Source organism: Marinobacterium weihaiense (assembly GCF_019061305.1).
Taxonomy (GTDB): Bacteria; Pseudomonadota; Gammaproteobacteria; order Pseudomonadales; family Balneatricaceae; genus Marinobacterium; species Marinobacterium weihaiense.
Window position 1 is genome coordinate 36,363 of sequence record NZ_JAHQZT010000004.1, and the last position, 17,620, is coordinate 53,982.

At 61.1% G+C, this 17,620-nt stretch carries 16 protein-coding genes; 15 read left to right on the forward strand and 1 reads right to left on the reverse strand.

What is annotated here, in order from left to right; genetic code table 11:
* The 15 genes from lpxA to rpoS all read left to right on the forward strand — a co-directional run bounded on the left by lpxA (position 1) and on the right by rpoS (position 17,200).
* On the forward strand, positions 1-771 hold the full coding sequence (gene lpxA, locus KTN04_RS04015; RefSeq protein ID WP_217333932.1) for an acyl-ACP--UDP-N-acetylglucosamine O-acyltransferase: 771 nt from the start codon (positions 1-3) through the stop codon (positions 769-771).
* Positions 772-778: 7 nt separating this feature from the next.
* Positions 779-1,936, forward strand: coding sequence for a lipid-A-disaccharide synthase (gene lpxB / locus KTN04_RS04020; protein WP_217333933.1), 1,158 nt, complete (start codon positions 779-781; stop codon positions 1,934-1,936).
* Positions 1,923-2,531: a ribonuclease HII gene (rnhB, locus tag KTN04_RS04025; RefSeq protein ID WP_328515954.1), complete on the forward strand. Its 609-nt coding sequence runs from the start codon at positions 1,923-1,925 to the stop codon at positions 2,529-2,531. Before lpxB ends, rnhB begins: the two co-directional genes overlap by 14 nt.
* Positions 2,524-6,024: a DNA polymerase III subunit alpha gene (gene dnaE, locus KTN04_RS04030; protein WP_217333935.1), complete on the forward strand. Its 3,501-nt coding sequence runs from the start codon at positions 2,524-2,526 to the stop codon at positions 6,022-6,024. Before rnhB ends, dnaE begins: the two co-directional genes overlap by 8 nt.
* A gap of 92 nt (positions 6,025-6,116) precedes the next feature.
* Positions 6,117-7,076, forward strand: a complete 960-nt coding sequence (accA, locus tag KTN04_RS04035) for an acetyl-CoA carboxylase carboxyl transferase subunit alpha (protein ID WP_217333936.1) — start codon at positions 6,117-6,119, stop codon at positions 7,074-7,076.
* Positions 7,077-7,095: 19 nt separating this feature from the next.
* Positions 7,096-8,382: a tRNA lysidine(34) synthetase TilS gene (gene tilS, locus KTN04_RS04040; RefSeq protein WP_217333937.1), complete on the forward strand. Its 1,287-nt coding sequence runs from the start codon at positions 7,096-7,098 to the stop codon at positions 8,380-8,382.
* 78 nt (positions 8,383-8,460) lie between these two features.
* Entirely contained in the window at positions 8,461-10,089 is a 1,629-nt protein-coding gene (locus KTN04_RS04045; RefSeq protein ID WP_217333938.1) for a CTP synthase, read from the forward strand.
* 33 nt (positions 10,090-10,122) lie between these two features.
* A complete protein-coding gene (gene eno / locus KTN04_RS04050) occupies positions 10,123-11,418 on the forward strand; it encodes a phosphopyruvate hydratase (protein WP_217333939.1) in 1,296 nt (431 codons plus the stop codon).
* 180 nt (positions 11,419-11,598) lie between these two features.
* Entirely contained in the window at positions 11,599-11,895 is a 297-nt protein-coding gene (gene ftsB / locus KTN04_RS04055) for a cell division protein FtsB (protein WP_217333940.1), read from the forward strand.
* Positions 11,892-12,929 carry a tRNA pseudouridine(13) synthase TruD gene (truD, locus tag KTN04_RS04060; RefSeq protein ID WP_217333941.1) on the forward strand — a complete coding sequence of 346 codons (1,038 nt, stop codon included), beginning with the start codon at positions 11,892-11,894 and terminating at the stop codon, positions 12,927-12,929. Before ftsB ends, truD begins: the two co-directional genes overlap by 4 nt.
* Positions 12,930-12,944: 15 nt before the next feature.
* Positions 12,945-13,700, forward strand: coding sequence for a 5'/3'-nucleotidase SurE (gene surE / locus KTN04_RS04065; protein ID WP_217333942.1), 756 nt, complete (start codon positions 12,945-12,947; stop codon positions 13,698-13,700).
* Positions 13,701-13,726: 26 nt separating this feature from the next.
* Positions 13,727-14,362, forward strand: a complete 636-nt coding sequence (locus KTN04_RS04070; RefSeq protein WP_217334076.1) for a protein-L-isoaspartate(D-aspartate) O-methyltransferase — start codon at positions 13,727-13,729, stop codon at positions 14,360-14,362.
* 16 nt (positions 14,363-14,378) lie between these two features.
* Complete coding sequence (locus KTN04_RS04075) at positions 14,379-15,299, forward strand: DUF368 domain-containing protein (protein ID WP_328515955.1); 921 nt, start codon at positions 14,379-14,381, stop codon at positions 15,297-15,299.
* Positions 15,300-15,314: 15 nt separating this feature from the next.
* Positions 15,315-16,097, forward strand: a complete 783-nt coding sequence (locus KTN04_RS04080; protein WP_217333943.1) for a peptidoglycan DD-metalloendopeptidase family protein — start codon at positions 15,315-15,317, stop codon at positions 16,095-16,097.
* Positions 16,098-16,162: 65 nt separating this feature from the next.
* Entirely contained in the window at positions 16,163-17,200 is a 1,038-nt protein-coding gene (gene rpoS, locus KTN04_RS04085) for an RNA polymerase sigma factor RpoS (protein ID WP_217334078.1), read from the forward strand.
* A gap of 31 nt (positions 17,201-17,231) precedes the next feature.
* On the opposite strand, the gene fdxA is transcribed toward rpoS, so the two are convergent.
* A complete protein-coding gene (fdxA, locus tag KTN04_RS04090) occupies positions 17,232-17,555 on the reverse strand; it encodes a ferredoxin FdxA (RefSeq protein WP_217333944.1) in 324 nt (107 codons plus the stop codon).
* Positions 17,556-17,620: the final 65 nt, after the last annotated feature.

Consider the following 17,620-nt stretch of genomic DNA (forward strand, 5'->3'; position numbering starts at 1 on the left):
TTGATTCACCCGCAAGCCATTGTTGATCCGTCGGCCCGCCTGGCCGACGACGTTGAAGTGGGCCCATGGACCCTGATCGGACCGGATGTTGAAATCGGTGCCGGCACGAAGATCGCCTCCCATGTGGTGATCAAGGGGCCCACACGTATTGGTGAAGGGAATCAGATCTTTCAGTTCGCCACCGTGGGTGAGGACTGCCAGGACAAGAAGTATGCCGGTGAGCCGACTCGTCTGGAGATCGGGGACCATAACGTTATCCGCGAAGGTTGCACCATCCACCGCGGTACGGTCCAGGACAACAGCCTGACCCGCATCGGTAGCCACAACCTGCTGATGGCGTACGCACATGTGGCGCATGACTGCATGGTCGGCGACCACATCATTCTGGCCAATAACACGGCGCTGGCCGGGCATGTACATGTCGGTGACCATGCCATCCTGGGTGGCTTTACCGCCGTGCACCAGTTCTGTCGCATCGGCGCGCACGTCATGTGCGGCGCCGGCACCGTTGTGCTCAAGGATATTCCCGCTTATGTCATGGCCACGGGCAACACGGCCAAGCCTCACGGCATCAATCTGGAAGGGTTGCGCCGGCGCGGCTTTGATGCCGATGCCCTGAGTGCCCTGCGTCGCGCCTACAAGGTCATCTACCGCCAGGGACTAACGGTGGAGCAGGCGCTGCAGGAGTTGCGTGACATGGCACGGCTCCAGCCGTCCGTACAGCTGCTGATTGACTCGCTCGAGACGTCGACACGCGGCATCATTCGCTGAGGTGGACATGCGACCTCTGCGTATCGGTATCGTGGCGGGCGAAGCGTCCGGCGACATTCTGGGAGCAGGCTTGATACAGGCCTTGCAGCAACGTTATCCACAGGCTGAATTCGAAGGCATTGCCGGCGAGCTGATGCAGGCCCAGGGGTGCACCGTGCTGTACCCACTGGAGCGCCTGTCGGTGATGGGACTGGTGGAAGTGCTGGGGCGCCTGCCCGAGTTGCTGCGCGCGCGCAAGCGCCTGGTGCGCCACTTCATTGATAATCCGCCCGACGTGTTCATCGGCATCGATGCCCCTGACTTCACCCTGGGCATGGAACGGGCACTCAAACAGGCCGGCATTCCCACCGTGCATTACGTCAGCCCGTCGGTCTGGGCATGGAAGCGTAAGCGCATCTTCAAGATCAAGCAGAGCACAGACCTGCTGTTGACCTTGTTCCCGTTCGAGGCCGAGGTGTACGCCCCGACGCAGCAGAACCTGCGCTTTGTTGGCCACCCGCTGGCCGACATCATTCCGGCGCAGCTGGACATGGCGGCTGTTCAGGCGCATCAGCGCCCGGCTGATGGCGCACCGCTGGTGGCTCTGCTGCCGGGCAGCCGCGGCAGCGAGATCAAGTATCTGGCGCGACCGTTTCTGCAGACGGCCCGCTGGCTGCAGCAGCAGCGCCCCGAGCTCGTGTTCATTCTGCCCGCTGCCAATGCCCGCCGCCATGCGCAGCTGGAAGCCCTGATTCGGGACGAGTTCGCCGATTTGAACCTGCGGCTGGTGCTGCAGCAGTCGCGCGAGGTCATGGCGGCGGCCGATGCCATCCTGATTGCCTCGGGCACCGCCACGCTGGAAGCCTGTCTGCTGCGCAAGCCGATGGTGGTGGCTTACCGCATGGCGGGTCTGACCTACCGCATCTATTCGCGCATGATCAAAAGCCGCTGGATCTCGCTGCCCAACGTGCTGGCCGATGAAGAAATGGTGCCTGAAGTGCTGCAGGACCGTGTCACGCCCGAAGTGATGGGACCGCTGGTACTGCGGGCACTGGAAGATCAAAGTTACCGTCGGCGTCTGCAGCGGGTATTCGGCATCATCGGCGAACAGCTGCGCCAGAATGCCAGTGAGCGGGCGGCTGAGGCGGTGCAGGAACTATTGGAGGCGCGCCGTGCAGGCAACTGAATTCGATTTTTGTCCCGATGGCCGTGTGGCCGGTGTCGACGAGGTCGGCCGCGGCCCGCTGATTGGCGACGTGGTGGCGGCGGCCGTTATTCTGGACCCCAACAACCCGATCGAAGGGCTGGGGGATTCCAAGGCGATCAGCGAGAAAAAGCGGGAGCAGCTGTATCCGCTGATCAAGGAGCGTGCGCTGGCCTGGTATGTGGCCTCTGCTTCTCCGGCCGAGATTGACGAGCTCAACATCCTGCATGCCACTATGCTGGCCATGCAGCGCGCTGTCGCCGGTCTGGGCGTGGCGCCCGATTATGCTCTGATCGACGGCAACCGTTGCCCCGCCTTGCCCTGTCCAGCCGAGCCGGTAGTCAAGGGGGATGCCCGGGTAGCAGCCATAGGGGCGGCATCGATCCTGGCCAAGGTCGAACGTGATCGACAGATGCTGGCACTGGACCGCGAATTTCCCGATTACGGTTTTGCCCGCCATAAGGGCTATCCGACGCCTGAACACCTGGCGGCACTGGACACACTGGGCCCCTTGCCTGAACACCGGCGCAGCTTTCGCCCGGTAAGAGAACGTCTGGCGCGAGAAGAAAATGTCTGATCCTGGTTTCATTCACCTGCGGGTGCACTCCGAATACTCCCTGTTCGATGGTCTGGTGAAAATCAAGCCGCTGGTGTCGACGGCGGCGGCCCAGCGGATGCCGGCCGTAGCGGTGACCGATCAGACCAACCTGTTTGCACTGGTCAAGTTTTACAAGGCGGCACTGAGCGCCGGGGTCAAGCCGATCTGCGGTGTTGACCTCTGGGTGCAGAACCCGGCCGACCCGGAAGGCGAGCCGTTCCGGCTGACTCTGCTGGTGCGCAACGGTCAGGGTTACCGCAACCTGATGGAACTGGTTTCGCGGGCCTATGCCGAAGGGCAGAACATCATCCCCGAGTGGGCGCTGGTGCAGAAGGAATGGGTCAAGGAAAAGTCCGAAGGTCTGATCGCGCTCTCGGGCGCGCGCCTGGGGGAAGTGGGACGCGCCCTGCTCAACGATGACAGTGCGCAGGCCGAGGCGGTACTGGCGGAATGGCAGCAGGTGTTTCCGGACAGTTTCTACCTCGAGATTCAGCGCACCGGGCGTGCCGGAGACGAGGCTCTGGTGCATGCCAGCGTGGATCTGGCGGCGCGGACCGGCTGTCCGCTGGTGGCCACCAATGAGGTGATGTTCCTCAAGCAGGAGGACTTCGAGGCGCACGAGGCACGTGTCTGCATCAACCTCGGTCGCACGCTCGAAGATCCGCAGCGCCCGCGCAACTACTCTGACCAGCAGTATTTCCGTACGGCGGAGGAGATGGCGGAGCTGTTCAGCGATATTCCCAGTGCACTGGAAAACAGTGTCGAGATCGCCCGCCGCTGCAACATCGACATCGAACTGGGCACCTACTACCTGCCGCGCTTCCCGGTACCCGAAGGCATGCTGATGGACGACTTCTTCCGGCAGGTGTCCTGGGAAGGCTTGGAAGAGCGTCTCGACTTCCTGCTCGACAAGGATGCGCCGGACTATCAGGACAAGCGCAAGCCCTATGAAGAACGCTTGGTATTCGAGCTGGATATCATCATCCAGATGGGCTTCCCCGGCTACTTCCTGATCGTGATGGACTTCATCAAGTGGGCCAAGGACAACGGCATCCCGGTGGGGCCGGGGCGTGGTTCCGGTGCCGGCTCGCTGGTGGCCTATGCACTGAAGATCACCGACCTGGACCCGCTCGAATACGATCTGCTGTTCGAACGCTTCCTCAACCCGGAACGTGTTTCCATGCCCGACTTCGATATCGACTTCTGCATGGACAACCGTGACCAGGTGATCGACTACGTGGCACAGAAATACGGGCGCGATGCGGTATCGCAGATCATCACTTACGGTACCATGGCCGCCAAGGCGGTGGTGCGCGACGTGGCGCGTGTACAGGGCAAGCCGTTCGGTCTGGCCGATCGCCTGTCGAAGCTGATCCCGTTCGAGGTCGGCATGACTCTGAACAAGGCCTGGGAGCAGGAAGAGGGGTTGCGTGATTTCGTCAACGGCAGCGAAGAAGCCGAAGAAATCATGGAGATGGCCTACAAGCTGGAAGGAATCACCCGTAACGTTGGCAAGCACGCCGGCGGGGTGGTGATCGCACCGACCAAGCTAACCGACTTTGCCGCGACCTACTGTGACGAGGAAGGGCAGGGGCTGGTGACCCAGTTCGACAAGAACGATGTCGAAGAAGCCGGGCTGGTGAAGTTCGACTTTTTGGGGCTGCGCACCCTGACCATCATCGATTGGGCGCTGGATACCATCAATCACAAGCGTGCCAAGCAGGGCGAAGGTCCACTTGAGATCGAAACGATCGACCTTGAAGACCCCGCGACCTTCAAGCTGCTGCAAAGCGCCCAGACCACTGCCGTGTTCCAGCTGGAATCCAGCGGCATGAAGGACCTGATCCGCAGGTTGCTGCCGAACCGCTTCGAGGACATCGTTGCGCTGGTGGCCCTGTTCCGTCCGGGGCCGCTGCAGTCGGGCATGGTGGACGACTTCATCAACCGCAAGCACGGTCGGGCCCCGCTGGCCTGGCCGCACCCGGATTATCAGCTCGACAGCCTGCAGCCGGTACTGGAGCCCACCTACGGGATCATCCTGTACCAGGAGCAGGTGATGCAGATCGCTCAGGTAATGGCGGGCTACACCCTGGGCGGCGCGGACATGCTGCGTCGTGCCATGGGTAAGAAAAAACCCGAAGAGATGGCCAAACAGCGGGCCATCTTCCTGGAAGGCTGCGCCAACCAGGGGATCGACAAGGATCTGGCCGGCAACATCTTTGACCTGGTGGAAAAGTTTGCCGGTTACGGCTTCAACAAGTCGCACTCGGCCGCTTATGCGCTGGTGTCTTACCAGACGGCTTGGCTGAAGCAGCACTACCCGGCGGCCTTCATGGCGGCGGTGCTGTCGTCGGACATGCAGAACACCGACAAGGTGGTGATCTTCATTGAAGAGTGCCGCCAGATGGGCCTCACCGTACGTCTGCCCAACGTCAATGACAGTGACTACATGTTCACCGTCAATGATGCTGATGAGGTAGTTTACGGTCTGGGGGCGGTCAAGGGGGTGGGCGAAGGCCCGGTCGGCGCTATCATGGAGGCGCGCAAGGAGGGCGGCCCGTTCAAGGATCTGTTCGATTTCTGCGAGCGCGTCGGTGCCGGACGTCTTAACAAGCGTGTGTTGGAAGCACTGGTGCGCTGCGGTGCCGTCGACAGTCTCGGCCCCTCCCGGGCCGTGCTCTGGGAAGCCATCGGCTCCGCGCTCAAGGCGGCGGACCAGAGTGCCCGCAATGCCGATGCCGGCATGATGGACATGTTCGGCGCGGTGGAGGCCGATACGCCTGCGGACCCCTATGCCGAATTCGGCAAGGCCCGCGAATGGACCGACAAGGAGCGGCTGCAGGGCGAGAAGGACACCCTGGGGCTGTATGTGACCGGGCATCCCATTGATGAATACGAGTCGGAGCTTAAGCATCTGGTCAGCCGCAAGCTGGTAGAGTTGCAGCCCAGCCGTGGCAGCAGCCAGAAAATGGCCGGGCTGGTGGTGGACATGCGCCTCAAGAAGACCAAAAAGGGAGACAACCTCTGTTTCCTGACTCTGGATGACCGCAGCGCGCGCATGGAGGTTACCCTGTTTGGCGATACCTACGAGGCGGCGCGCAGCCTGATCAACAAGGATGCCGTGCTGGTCGTCGAGGGCGAGGTGGCCCAGGACGATTACAACGGCGGCCTGAAGGTACGCTGCAGCAAGGTGTCCAGCATGGCCCAGGTGCGTGCCCAGTCGGCCCGGTGTGTCGAGATCCGCTGCAACCAGCACCAACTGGGGCCGCGGCAGCGCCGTCAGCTGGAAGACACCCTGAAGCAGCACCGCAGTCCGCTGGTCAGCCTGGCGGTGGCGCTGTGTTACCGCCGTGAGGACGCCCAGGCCCGCCTGTGGCTGGATCCGCAGTGGGCAACGGCGCCCACCGATGACCTGCTGCTGCAGCTCAAGGAACAGTTCGGCAACGACGCCGTCCGCCTCTGTTACGACTGAACAGGGTGGTGATCCGCGCCTGCAGACGGTAGAATCGTCGCATATTTTTTCGTGCCTTTGGGCCCCATGTTACTGAACAGAAGCAGACACGCATGAATCCGAACTATCTGGATTTCGAACAGCCGATCGCCGAGCTGGAAGCCAAAATCAGTGAGCTGCGCCATGTCAACGAGGACACGGCGGGGCTCAACCTGAGCGATGAACTGGAAAAGCTGCAGGAAAAAAGCCGCAGCCTGACCGAGTCGATCTTCAAGGATCTGTCCGCCTGGCAGATTTCGCAGATCGCGCGTCATCCGCAGCGCCCCTACACGCTGGACTACGTCAAGCACATCTTTGACGATTTCGATGAGATTCACGGCGACCGTCACTTTGCCGACGACGCCGCCATCGTGGGCGGTCTGGCCCGACTGGAAGGGCGTCCGGTAATGGTGATCGGTCACCAGAAAGGCCGTGAAGTGAAGGAAAAGGTACGTCGCAACTTCGGCATGCCGCGTCCGGAAGGCTACCGCAAGGCACTGCGCCTGATGGAAATGGCCGAACGTTTCAAGCTGCCGGTGCTGACCTTCATTGATACGCCGGGGGCCTATCCGGGCATCGACGCCGAAGAGCGAGGCCAGTCCGAGGCGATCGCCTTCAACCTGGCCAAGATGTCGCAGCTGAACACGCCAATCATCTCCACCGTCATCGGTGAGGGCGGTTCCGGTGGTGCACTGGCGATTGGTGTTTGTGACGAGCTGTTGATGCTGCAGTACGGCACCTACTCGGTGATCTCGCCGGAAGGCTGCGCCTCCATCCTGTGGAAAAGTGCCGAGCGCGCGTCCGATGCCGCCAAGGCGATGGGCATCACCTCCGACCGCCTGCATGAGCTGGGGCTGGTCGATCAGGTGGTCAGCGAGCCGCTGGGCGGCGCCCACCGCAACCCGGAACTGATGTCCGCTAACCTGAAAAAGCATCTGCTGGAAACCCTGGATCGTCTGTCCGAACTGGAAACGGAAGCCCTCATCGAGCGCCGCTACGAGCGCCTGATGTCCTACGGTGTCTTCGAAGACTGATCCTCTCCGGGCAGCGCCTTTGCTGCCCGATCTGCTTGCGGCGCTGGCGGCACGCCTTGCGGCCGAGCCCGATGTCCGTCGCTGGGTGATTGCCTTCAGCGGCGGCCTCGATTCATCCCTCCTGCTTGAACTTTGCGCGCGTCTGCAATTGCCGCAGCCGTTAATAGCCGTGCATGTTGACCATCAGCTGCAGCCCGCGTCTGCCGATTTTGCCGAACACTGCCGCCTGCATTGCCGACGCCTGGCCATTCCGTTGACCCAGGTGCAGGTCACGCCCGCTTCGGCCTCTGAAGCCAGTGCACGGGCCGCACGCTACCGGGCCTTTGAGCAGCTGCTTGAACCCGGTGACTGCCTTTTGCTGGCACAGCACGCCGATGACCAGGCGGAAACACTGCTGTTGCGCCTGCTGCGCGGTGCCGGTGTAGCAGGCTTGGCTGCGATGCCCGAAACCCGCCCTCTGGGGCAAGCGCGGTTGGTGCGCCCGCTGCTGGCACAGCCGCGGGCGCGGCTGGAACAGGTGGCGGCCGAGCTGGGGCTGCAGCCGGTGGAGGATCCGACCAACGCTCAGGATCATTATGATCGCAACTGGCTGCGGCTGCGGGTGCTGCCGCAGCTGTTGCAGCGCTGGCCGAGCCTGCATCAGCGCTGTCGGGATACCGCCGCACTGATGCAGGATGCTGATCTGCTGCTGCGCGAGCGTGCCGAGGAGGATCGACGCCATTGCCAGGTGGCGGCGGGGCAGCTCGATCTGGATGCGCTGCAGGCATTGTCGGCACCGCGTCAGCGCAACCTGATGCATCACTGGATTCATGCTGTCACCGGACTCAGGCTGAGCCGTACCCGTCTGCTGACGCTGGTGTCCGCTCTGATGTCGGCGGCGGCGGATGCGGATCCGGTGGAGCGTCTGCAGGGATACCAGCTGCGGCGGTATCGGCGGCGTGTGTATCTGTTGCCGGACCCGCTGCCGCCGTCGTTGAATCCTGCCGATGTGCGTGTAGGCGAGCCCCTGCAGCTGCCTCAGGGACGCTTGAGCTGGTTACCGGCGCCACGCGGGCTGGTGCCGGGCGACAGGCTCGCACTGGCCGGGCGCGCGGGTGGCGAGCGCCTGCGGCCACTGGGGCGGGGCGGCTCGGTGCGTCTCAAGCAGCTGCTGCAGGAAGCCGGCGTGCCGCCCTGGCAGCGTCCGTTGCAGCCGCTTTTATATCGGCAGCAGGAGATTGTGGCCGTGCCGGGCGTGTGCCTGTGCGAGGAAGGCTGGATCGAAAATGGATTGATGCCGCATTGGGACGCTTTTGGTTTGTCCTAGGGGGCGCTTTTTGCTAAGCTGCAACCCCATCTTGAGTACGTTTTCTCCTCCCCAACATCTCGATCTGACAGGTTCCGCATGACGCGTTATATTTTCGTCACAGGCGGTGTTGTGTCCTCTTTGGGCAAAGGCATCGCATCAGCTTCTCTGGCGGCTATTCTCGAGGCCCGTGGCCTCAAAGTTACAATGCTCAAGCTGGACCCGTATATCAACGTGGACCCGGGCACCATGAGCCCCTTCCAGCACGGTGAAGTTTTTGTAACTGATGATGGCGCCGAGACCGACCTCGACCTTGGTCACTACGAGCGCTTCATTCGCACCACCATGAGCAAGCGCAACAACTTCACCACCGGCCGCGTGTACCAGCACGTGCTGAGCAAGGAGCGTCGTGGCGACTATCTGGGCGGCACCGTGCAGGTGATTCCGCACATCACCAATGAAATCAAGCGCCGCGTAATCGAAGGTGCTGGTGATGCCGACGTGGCGCTGGTCGAGATCGGCGGTACCGTGGGCGATATCGAGTCGTTGCCGTTCCTGGAAGCTGTGCGTCAGCTGAAGGTGGAAGTGGGTGCGTCCCGCGCCATGTTCATGCACCTGACGCTGGTGCCGTATATTGCCACCGCCGGCGAGACCAAGACCAAGCCGACCCAGCACTCCGTCAAGGAACTGCGCTCCATCGGTATCCAGCCGGATATCCTTGTGTGCCGCTCCGAGCAGCCGCTGGACGAGTCTTCACGCAAGAAAGTGGCCATGTTTACCAACGTGGACGAGCGCGCGGTCATCTCGCTGCCGGATGCCGACACCATCTACAATATTCCGGCCATGCTGTGGGAACAGCACCTGGACGAGATTGTTGCCGAACGCTTCCGCATCAGTTGCAAGCCGGCCGATTTGAGCGAGTGGAACCGTGTGGCCGATGCCTTCCTCAACCCGGAAGGCGAAGTCACCATCGCCATGGTCGGCAAGTACATGGAACTGCTGGATGCCTACAAGTCCCTGATTGAAGCGATCTCCCACGCTGGCATTGCCCTGCGCCAGAAGGTGAAGATCGACTACATCGACTCCGAGCGTGTCGAGCGCGAAGGCAGCCAGATTCTGGAAGGCTACAGCGCCATTCTGGTACCGGGCGGCTTCGGCGAGCGCGGTGTCGAGGGCAAGATCGAAGCGGTGCGCTTCGCCCGTGAGAACAAGGTGCCCTACCTGGGCATCTGTTTGGGCATGCAGGTCGCGGTAATCGAATATGCCCGTCATGTGGCCGGCTTCGAAGGTGCCAACTCCACCGAATTCGACAAGCAGTCGGCGCACCCGGTCATCGGCCTGATCACCGAATGGACCGATCGCAGCGGCGAAGTGGAAGTGCGCGGCGAAAATTCCGATCTGGGCGGCACCATGCGTCTGGGCGCCCAGACCTGTCACCTGGCCGAGGGATCCAAGGTGGCCGAGGCCTATGGCAGCACCGAGGTGCGTGAGCGTCACCGTCACCGCTATGAAGTGAACAACAACTACGTACCGCTGTTGGAAGAGGCCGGCCTGAAAATCACTGGTCGTTCTGTTGATGGTGAGCTGGTGGAAGTGGTGGAAGCGCCGGATCACCCCTGGTTTGTGGCCTGTCAGTTCCACCCTGAATTCACCTCGACCCCGCGTGACGGTCACGGCCTGTTTACCGGATTTATCAAGGCCGCCCTGGCACGTCAGGCGCAGCAGTAACCTTTTTACGAGTTAACTGGAGACATAAGCACAATGGCTCAGATTGCGAATATCAAGGCACGCGAAGTTCTGGACTCCCGTGGCAACCCCACCGTCGAAGCCGACGTTATCCTGGAATCCGGCGTGATGGGCACAGCCTGCGCACCCTCGGGTGCGTCTACCGGTTCCCGTGAAGCGCTGGAACTGCGTGACGGCGACAAGGCCCGTTACCTGGGCAAGGGCGTTCAGCAGGCCGTTGCCGCCATCAATGGCCCGATTCGCGAAGCCCTGACCGGTCTGGACGCCACCGATCAGCGTGCACTGGATGACACCATGCTGGCGCTGGACGGTACCGAGAACAAGTCCAACCTGGGCGCCAATGCCATTCTGGCGGTCTCTTTGGCGGCAGCCAAGGCGGCTGCAACCGAGAAGGGCATTCCGCTGTACGCCCATATCGCCGAGATCAACGGTACGGCCGGTCAGTTCTCCATGCCGGTGCCGATGATGAACATCCTCAACGGTGGCGAGCATGCCGACAACAACGTCGACATCCAGGAGTTCATGGTTCAGCCGGTGAACTTCGACAACTTCCAGGATGCGCTGCGTTGTGGTGCCGAGATCTTCCACGCACTGAAAGCGGTCCTCAAGGCCCGTGGCCTGAACACGGCGGTCGGTGACGAGGGTGGTTTCGCGCCGAACCTGGGGTCCAACGAAGAAGCGTTGGTGGTGATCCAGGAAGCGATCGACAAGGCCGGCTACAAGCTGGGCACCGACGTGACCCTGGCGTTGGACTGTGCCTCTTCCGAGTTCTACAAGGACGACAAGTACGACCTGGCCGGTGAAGGCAAGGTGTTTGATGCCGAAGGTTTTGGCGACTACCTGGCGCAGCTGTGCGAAAACTACCCGATCGTCTCCATCGAAGACGGCATGGACGAATCCGACTGGGACGGCTGGGCCAGCCTGACCCGCAAGATCGGTGACAAGGTACAGCTGGTCGGTGACGACCTGTTCGTGACCAACACCAAGATTCTGAAGGAAGGTATCGACAAGTCCATCGCCAACTCCATCCTGATCAAATTCAACCAGATCGGCTCTCTGTCCGAGACGCTGGACGCGATCAAGATGGCCAAGGATGCCGGTTACACGGTGGTGATTTCGCACCGCTCCGGTGAAACCGAAGATACCACCATCGCTGATCTGGCGGTAGGTACTGCGGCTGGCCAGATCAAGACCGGCTCTCTGTGCCGTTCCGACCGTGTAGCCAAGTACAACCGCCTGCTGCGCATTGCCGAAGAGCTGGGCGCAGGTGCGGTCTACAACGGTCTGAAAGAGATCAAGGGTCAGGCCTGAGCCCTGACAGAGACCTGAGAAACGTAAAGTGCGGCCCGCAGACATGCGGGTGCATCCGCACCGGTCGAGGTGATCGGTGAGTTGCGAAGCCGTTTTTCGAGGTCTCTCTGAAAATGTGATAAAAAGGGGGCTCTGAGCCCCCTTTTTTGACTTTGGGGTGCCGCTGCAAGAGGTGAATGCGTGTATCGCTGGGTGTTGTTGATATTATTGGTCATGCTGGGCGGGTTACAGTACCGGTTGTGGCTGGGAGAGGCCAACCTGCGTCAGGTCTGGCAGTTGGAAGAACAGATCCAGGCACAGCAGCAGACCAATCAGCAGCTCACCGAACGCAACCGGCGCCTCGAGGCCGAAGTTCAGAACCTCAAGCAGGGACTCACCGCCCTGGAAGAGCGTGCCCGCAGTGAAATGGGCATGATTCGTGAAGGTGAGACCTTCTATCAGCTAATTGAACCCGAGCCGGAGACTCCCAGACGTTGAATCCAGATCTCGCCTGTAACTGGCTGTATGGCGAGCCACATTCCCGGGCACTGCTGCGTGCGACCCCGGACGATTTTCAGGTGTTCGAGCGCCTGCCCTTTGAGCCTGACGGCGAGGGCGAGCACCTGTTTCTATATATTCGCAAGACTGGTGAAAATACCGACTGGGTGGCCCGTCAGCTGGCCCGCTTTTGTCAGGTCAGTCCGCGCGATGTAGGCTATGCCGGTAAAAAGGATCGCCATGCCGTCACCGAACAGTGGTTCAGTGTGCGCCTGCCGATCGGACGTACGTTGAACTGGTCGCTGTTCGGCGGCGAGACCATCGAAGTGTTACGCACCGTGCGCCACGGTCGCAAGCTGCGCCTGGGAGCGTTGGCCGGCAACCGTTTCGTGATTCGCTTGCGCAAGCTCAGTCAGGCAGATGATTTTGCTGCGCGTCTGCAGCAGGTGCGCTCCGGCGTGCCCAACTATTTTGGCGAGCAGCGTTTCGGCATTGATGGTGGTAATCTGGTCAAGGGCCGGGCGCTGTTGGCAGGTACCCTGCACGAGCGTCAACGCCACAAGAAGGGGCTGTACATTTCTGCCCTGCGGTCTTGGCTGTTCAACCAGATCATCAGCGCCCGTATCAAGCAGGGTCATTGGGACAGCATACTGCCCGGGGATGTACTCATGCTGAACGGTCGCCAGAGCTGCTTCGTGGCCAATGACGAACCGGACCTTGGCGAGCGTTTGGCCAGAGGCGAACTGCATCTGACCGGTCCCATGTGGGGGCGCGGCGAGCTGATGACCGAGGCGCAGGCGCGGGACTTCGAACACGCGGTGCTGGCCCCTTGGGAATCCATGTGTGAAGGGCTGGCTGGCCTGGGGCTGAATCAGGAGCGGCGAGCCCTGCGTCTGTTACCGCAGGGTCTGCACGCTGAAGCGGAAGCCGAAGACCAGTGGTGTCTGAGTTTTGAACTGCCTGCCGGAGCCTTTGCCACCAGCGTGCTGCGTGAACTGTGCCAATGGACCCAGGCCGCCAACGAGTCGACATAACCAAGAAGAACCGACATGCAGATTCTGATATCCAATGATGACGGTGTATATGCACCGGGACTGGCAATCCTGGCCGAGCGACTGGCCGAAGATCATGCTACCTGTGTGGTTGCCCCCGACCGTAACCGCAGCGGTGCCAGCAACTCACTGACACTGGACCGCCCGCTAGAGGCCCATCACCACAGCAGCGGCTATTACGGTATCAACGGTACTCCGACCGATTGTGTCCACCTGGGCGGCTCGGGGCTGTTTACGGATGGCCGCAAGCCGGACATTGTGGTGTCCGGGATCAATGCCGGCGCCAACCTGGGGGATGACGTGCTTTATTCCGGCACGGTTGCTGCGGCCACCGAAGGACGTCACTGTCGTCTGCCGCCCATCGCCGTATCGATGCACAGTTTTCATCCGCAGCATTACGAAACGGCGGCTGAAGTCGTGGCGGTTTTGCTGCGCAAGCTGGACAGCCTGGTGGTGGCGCCGCGCACGGTACTGAACGTCAATGTGCCCGATCTGCCGCTGGAGCAAATCAAGGGCATTCATGTCACCCGCCTGGGACATCGTCATGGCGCCGAGCCGCCGGTCGAGGTGCAGGATCCCCGTGGCCGAACCCGCTACTGGATCGCCGGTGCAGGCGCGGCTGCGGATGACGAGCCCGGGACCGACTTTTATGCGGTGGAAAACGGCTTTGTATCGGTCACGCCGCTGCAGATCGATATGACTCATTATTCCGGCATGGACAACCTGGGCGAGTGGCTGGAGGATCTGATGTGATCGATATGGACCTGCAGGGGATCGGCATGACGTCTCGGCGCACCCGCGAGCGCCTGGCGCAGCGCTTGCGCGAACAGGGCATTCTCAACGAGGACGTGCTCAATACGCTGATCGACATACCCCGGCATATCTTTATCGACGAGGCACTGTCCCATCGTGCCTACGAAGACACCGCCCTGCCGATCGGCTACAACCAGACCATCTCTCAGCCCTATATCGTGGCGCGCATGACGGAACTGCTGCTGGAGGCGGGTCCGGTGAACAGCGTGCTTGAGGTGGGGACCGGGTCCGGTTATCAAACGGCCATATTGGCACGCCTGGCGGATCAAGTGTTCAGTGTCGAGCGCATCCGGCCGCTGCAGGAACGTGCCCGCAAGCGTCTGCAGCGGCTCAAGCTGCACAACATCATGTTGCGTCACACGGACGGTGGCATGGGGTGGCCGGACAAGGCGCCCTTTGATGGCATCCTGGTGACAGCGGCGCCGCGCGAGGTGCCGGATGAATTGCTGCAACAGTTGGCCGTGGGCGGGCGGCTGGTGATTCCCGTGGGGGATGAGCATCAGACCCTGAAACGCATTACCCGGACCAGCGAAGCCGGGTTCGAAACTGAAGTACTGGAAAGCGTGCGTTTTGTGCCCCTGCTGGGTGGCACGGTACGCTGATGGATGAGGATGCTGCGTGCGAAGTAAAAAGGACTATCTGCTGCTGGCCGGCAAAGGCATGATGATGGGAGCAGCGGATGCCGTACCCGGTGTGTCGGGCGGCACCATCGCCTTCATTACCGGTATTTACGAAGAGCTGATCGATACCCTGAAACAGTTCAACCCGGAAGCAATTCGGGTCCTGTTCAGTGAAGGGCTGCTATCCTGCTGGCGGTATGTGAATGGCAACTTTCTTCTGGCACTGTTCAGCGGCATTCTGCTTAGCCTGGTATCCATCTCGCATCTGGTACTCTACTTGCTGGACACCTACCCGATCTTGCTGTGGTCATTTTTCTTCGGGTTGATCCTGGCCTCGACCTGGAGTGTCCTGCGTCATGTCCGTGGCTGGAATACCAACCTGGTAGCTGCTTGCCTTGGCGGTACCCTGCTGGCTTTCGTCATCACCGAGCAGGCCCCGGGAATGGTTGAGGCGACGTCGTTGATGGTGTTCCTGGCCGGCATGATTGCCATTTGCGCCATGATTCTGCCGGGCATCTCCGGCAGCTTCATTCTGCTGCTGATGGGTATGTATGCGCCGATCATGGGAGCGATCAAAGGGTTGGAATGGTTCACGCTGCTGCTGTTTGCCGGCGGCTGCGTGGTCGGGCTGTTGAGTTTTTCACGAGTCTTGAGCTGGGCGTTCCACCATCAGCGCATGCTGACTCTGGCACTGCTGGGCGGTTTCATGCTGGGCTCGCTGAACAAGGTGTGGCCGTGGAAATATACTCGTTCCTACACCATCGACAGCCAGGGTGGTGAAGTGCCCCTGTTGCAGGATAACCTGCTGCCGGGGAGTTATGAAGTATTGACCGGCCTCAGTGCCTGGCTGTGGCCAGCACTGGCACTGATGCTGCTGGGAGCGCTGCTGGGAGTGGTTATGGATCGCCGGCAGGGCTGATAGTGGAGGGCAGGAGTGCCGAAAAGTCTGCTGCTTGTGCTGACCTGCCTGGTTTTGTTGCTGGGTGGCTGTTCGACCGGTTATGCGCCGGTTGACGAGCGCTCTCTGGGTGCGCGCGTCAAGGGGCCGGCACCCTCCAGTTACAAGGTTCGTCGCGGTGATACCTTATACTCCATCGCCTTCCGTTATGGCCTGAACTATCGTCAGGTTGCCCGCTGGAACGGTATCCGCAGCCAGGACTATATCTACCCGGGACAGCGACTGCGCTTGCGCCCCCCCGCCCGTTTGTCTTCCCGCCCATCCGCAACTGTCGGCCCCGACAAGCCCGTGGCAGCGATGCCGAAGCCAGCGTCACGGCCAGCTCCGCCACCGGCAGCCAAACCGCCCGGTCGTCCTTCTTCTACTTCCGGTGCGTCATCCAGCACGGCGGTACAGTGGCAATGGCCCTATCAGGGTCGGATTGTACAGGCCTTCGGTCGTGGTCAGCCGGCCAACAAGGGAATCGACATTGCCGGTCGCAAGGGGGATGCCGTCAAGGCTGCGGCGCCGGGCGACGTCGTGTACGCGGGCAATGGTCTACTCGGATACGGCAATCTGGTGATCATCAATCACAGCAAACGCTACCTGAGTGCCTATGCACATAACAGTCGCATTTTCGTGCGCGAGGGTGATAAGGTTAAAGCTGGTGAAAAAATAGCCGAAATAGGGAAGACCGGCGCCACCCGAACGATGCTGCATTTCGAGATTCGGCGTGACGGCAATCCGGTTGATCCGTTGGGCTACTTGCCGAAGCGGTAATAACAATAATAACCGGAGCGAAGCGGAGCAGAACCGTCTGTTCCGACTACCTGGGGGTGAAGATGATGGAAACCGTAGGTAAAGAGATTCGCTACTCTGCTCAGAGCAGCGAGTATGACGAGCAGCAAACGGAGGAGCTGCATTCTGCTGAACACCTTGAGGATGAAGAGGATACCGAGACTGACGCCAATGACGCGGACGAGGTGCCCGAATTCATCAATAGCGGGCGCGGTCGGGGGTCCATGGCTCACAAGGATCTGGTCAACGCGCGTTCGCTGGATGCCACCCAGCTGTACTTGAACGAGATCGGCTTCTCGCCACTGCTCAGTGCAGAAGAAGAAGTGTACTTCTCGCGCAAGGCGCTGCGGGGCGATGAAGCGGCGCGCAAGCGCATGATTGAAAGCAACCTGCGCCTGGTGGTGAAGATAGCAAGGCGCTATATCAATCGTGGTCTGACCCTGCTGGACTTGATCGAAGAGGGCAACCTAGGCCTGATTCGTGCGGTCGAGAAGTTTGACCCCGAGCGTGGCTTCCGCTTTTCCACTTACGCCACCTGGTGGATTCGTCAGACCATCGAACGGGCGATCATGAACCAGACCCGCACCATCCGCCTGCCGATCCATGTGGTCAAGGAACTCAACGTCTACCTGCGGGCATCCCGCGAGTTGGCGCAGAAGCTGGATCACGAACCCACGGCGGAAGAGATCGCGGCGCTGGTGGACAAGCCTGTAGCCAATGTCGAGCGCATGTTGGGGCTCAACGAGCGCGTCAGCTCGGTTGATGTGCCGGCGGGGCAGGGGGCGGACAAGCCCCTGCTGGAGACGATTGCCGATCAGGAGGCGGCCGACCCGGAAACTCTGCTGCAAAACAACAATATCAGCGGCAACCTGAATCGCTGGCTCGACATGCTGCCGGACAAGCATGCCGACGTGCTGTCACGTCGCTTTGGCCTGCGCGGCTACGAAATGAGTACCCTGGAACAGGTCGGTAAGGAGATCGGCCTGACCCGCGAGCGGGTCCGCCAGATACAGGTCGAAGCGCTGCGCAAGCTGCGTGAGATCGTCGAGAAGAACGGACTGACCGGCGAAGACCTGCTGCAATAGCAGGTCTGCACCCGTGCGGTGGCGTGCCGGTTTAGCGCTCCAGGTATTGGAGCTTGTCCGGCACGCCGTCCCATTTCTCGGCATCCGGCAGCGGTGCCTTGCGTTCGGTAATGTTGGGCCAGACCTCGGCCAGTTCCGCATTCAGGGCATAAAAGCGGTCCTGCTCGGGGCTCAGGTCGTCTTCATGCAGTATGGCCTCGGCGGGGCATTCAGGTTCGCACAGGCCGCAGTCGATGCACTCGTCCGGGTGAATCACCAGAAAGTTCGGTCCCTCGTAAAAACAGTCCACCGGGCAGACCTCGACACAGTCGGTGTACTTGCAGCGGATACAGTTGTCAGTGACGATGTAAGTCATCGTTCAGCCTCCCATTGGCGTCGGTCTGAGTGCAGTATAGTGCGCGCAACGGCCTTTGCGCGCGT

Bases quoted from the DNA above. Each gene is read 5' to 3' on its own strand.
- lpxB (WP_217333933.1), top strand. From the start codon at position 779: ATGCGACCTCTGCGTATCGGTATCGTGGCGGGCGAAGCGTCCGGCGAC.
- dnaE (WP_217333935.1), top strand. From the start codon at position 2,524: ATGTCTGATCCTGGTTTCATTCACCTGCGGGTGCACTCCGAATACTCC.
- accA (WP_217333936.1), top strand. From the start codon at position 6,117: ATGAATCCGAACTATCTGGATTTCGAACAGCCGATCGCCGAGCTGGAA.
- KTN04_RS04045 (WP_217333938.1), top strand. From the start codon at position 8,461: ATGACGCGTTATATTTTCGTCACAGGCGGTGTTGTGTCCTCTTTGGGC.
- eno (WP_217333939.1), top strand. From the start codon at position 10,123: ATGGCTCAGATTGCGAATATCAAGGCACGCGAAGTTCTGGACTCCCGT.
- surE (WP_217333942.1), top strand. From the start codon at position 12,945: ATGCAGATTCTGATATCCAATGATGACGGTGTATATGCACCGGGACTG.
- KTN04_RS04070 (WP_217334076.1), top strand. From the start codon at position 13,727: ATGACGTCTCGGCGCACCCGCGAGCGCCTGGCGCAGCGCTTGCGCGAA.
- rpoS (WP_217334078.1), top strand. From the start codon at position 16,163: ATGGAAACCGTAGGTAAAGAGATTCGCTACTCTGCTCAGAGCAGCGAG.
- fdxA (WP_217333944.1), bottom strand. From the start codon at position 17,555: ATGACTTACATCGTCACTGACAACTGTATCCGCTGCAAGTACACCGAC.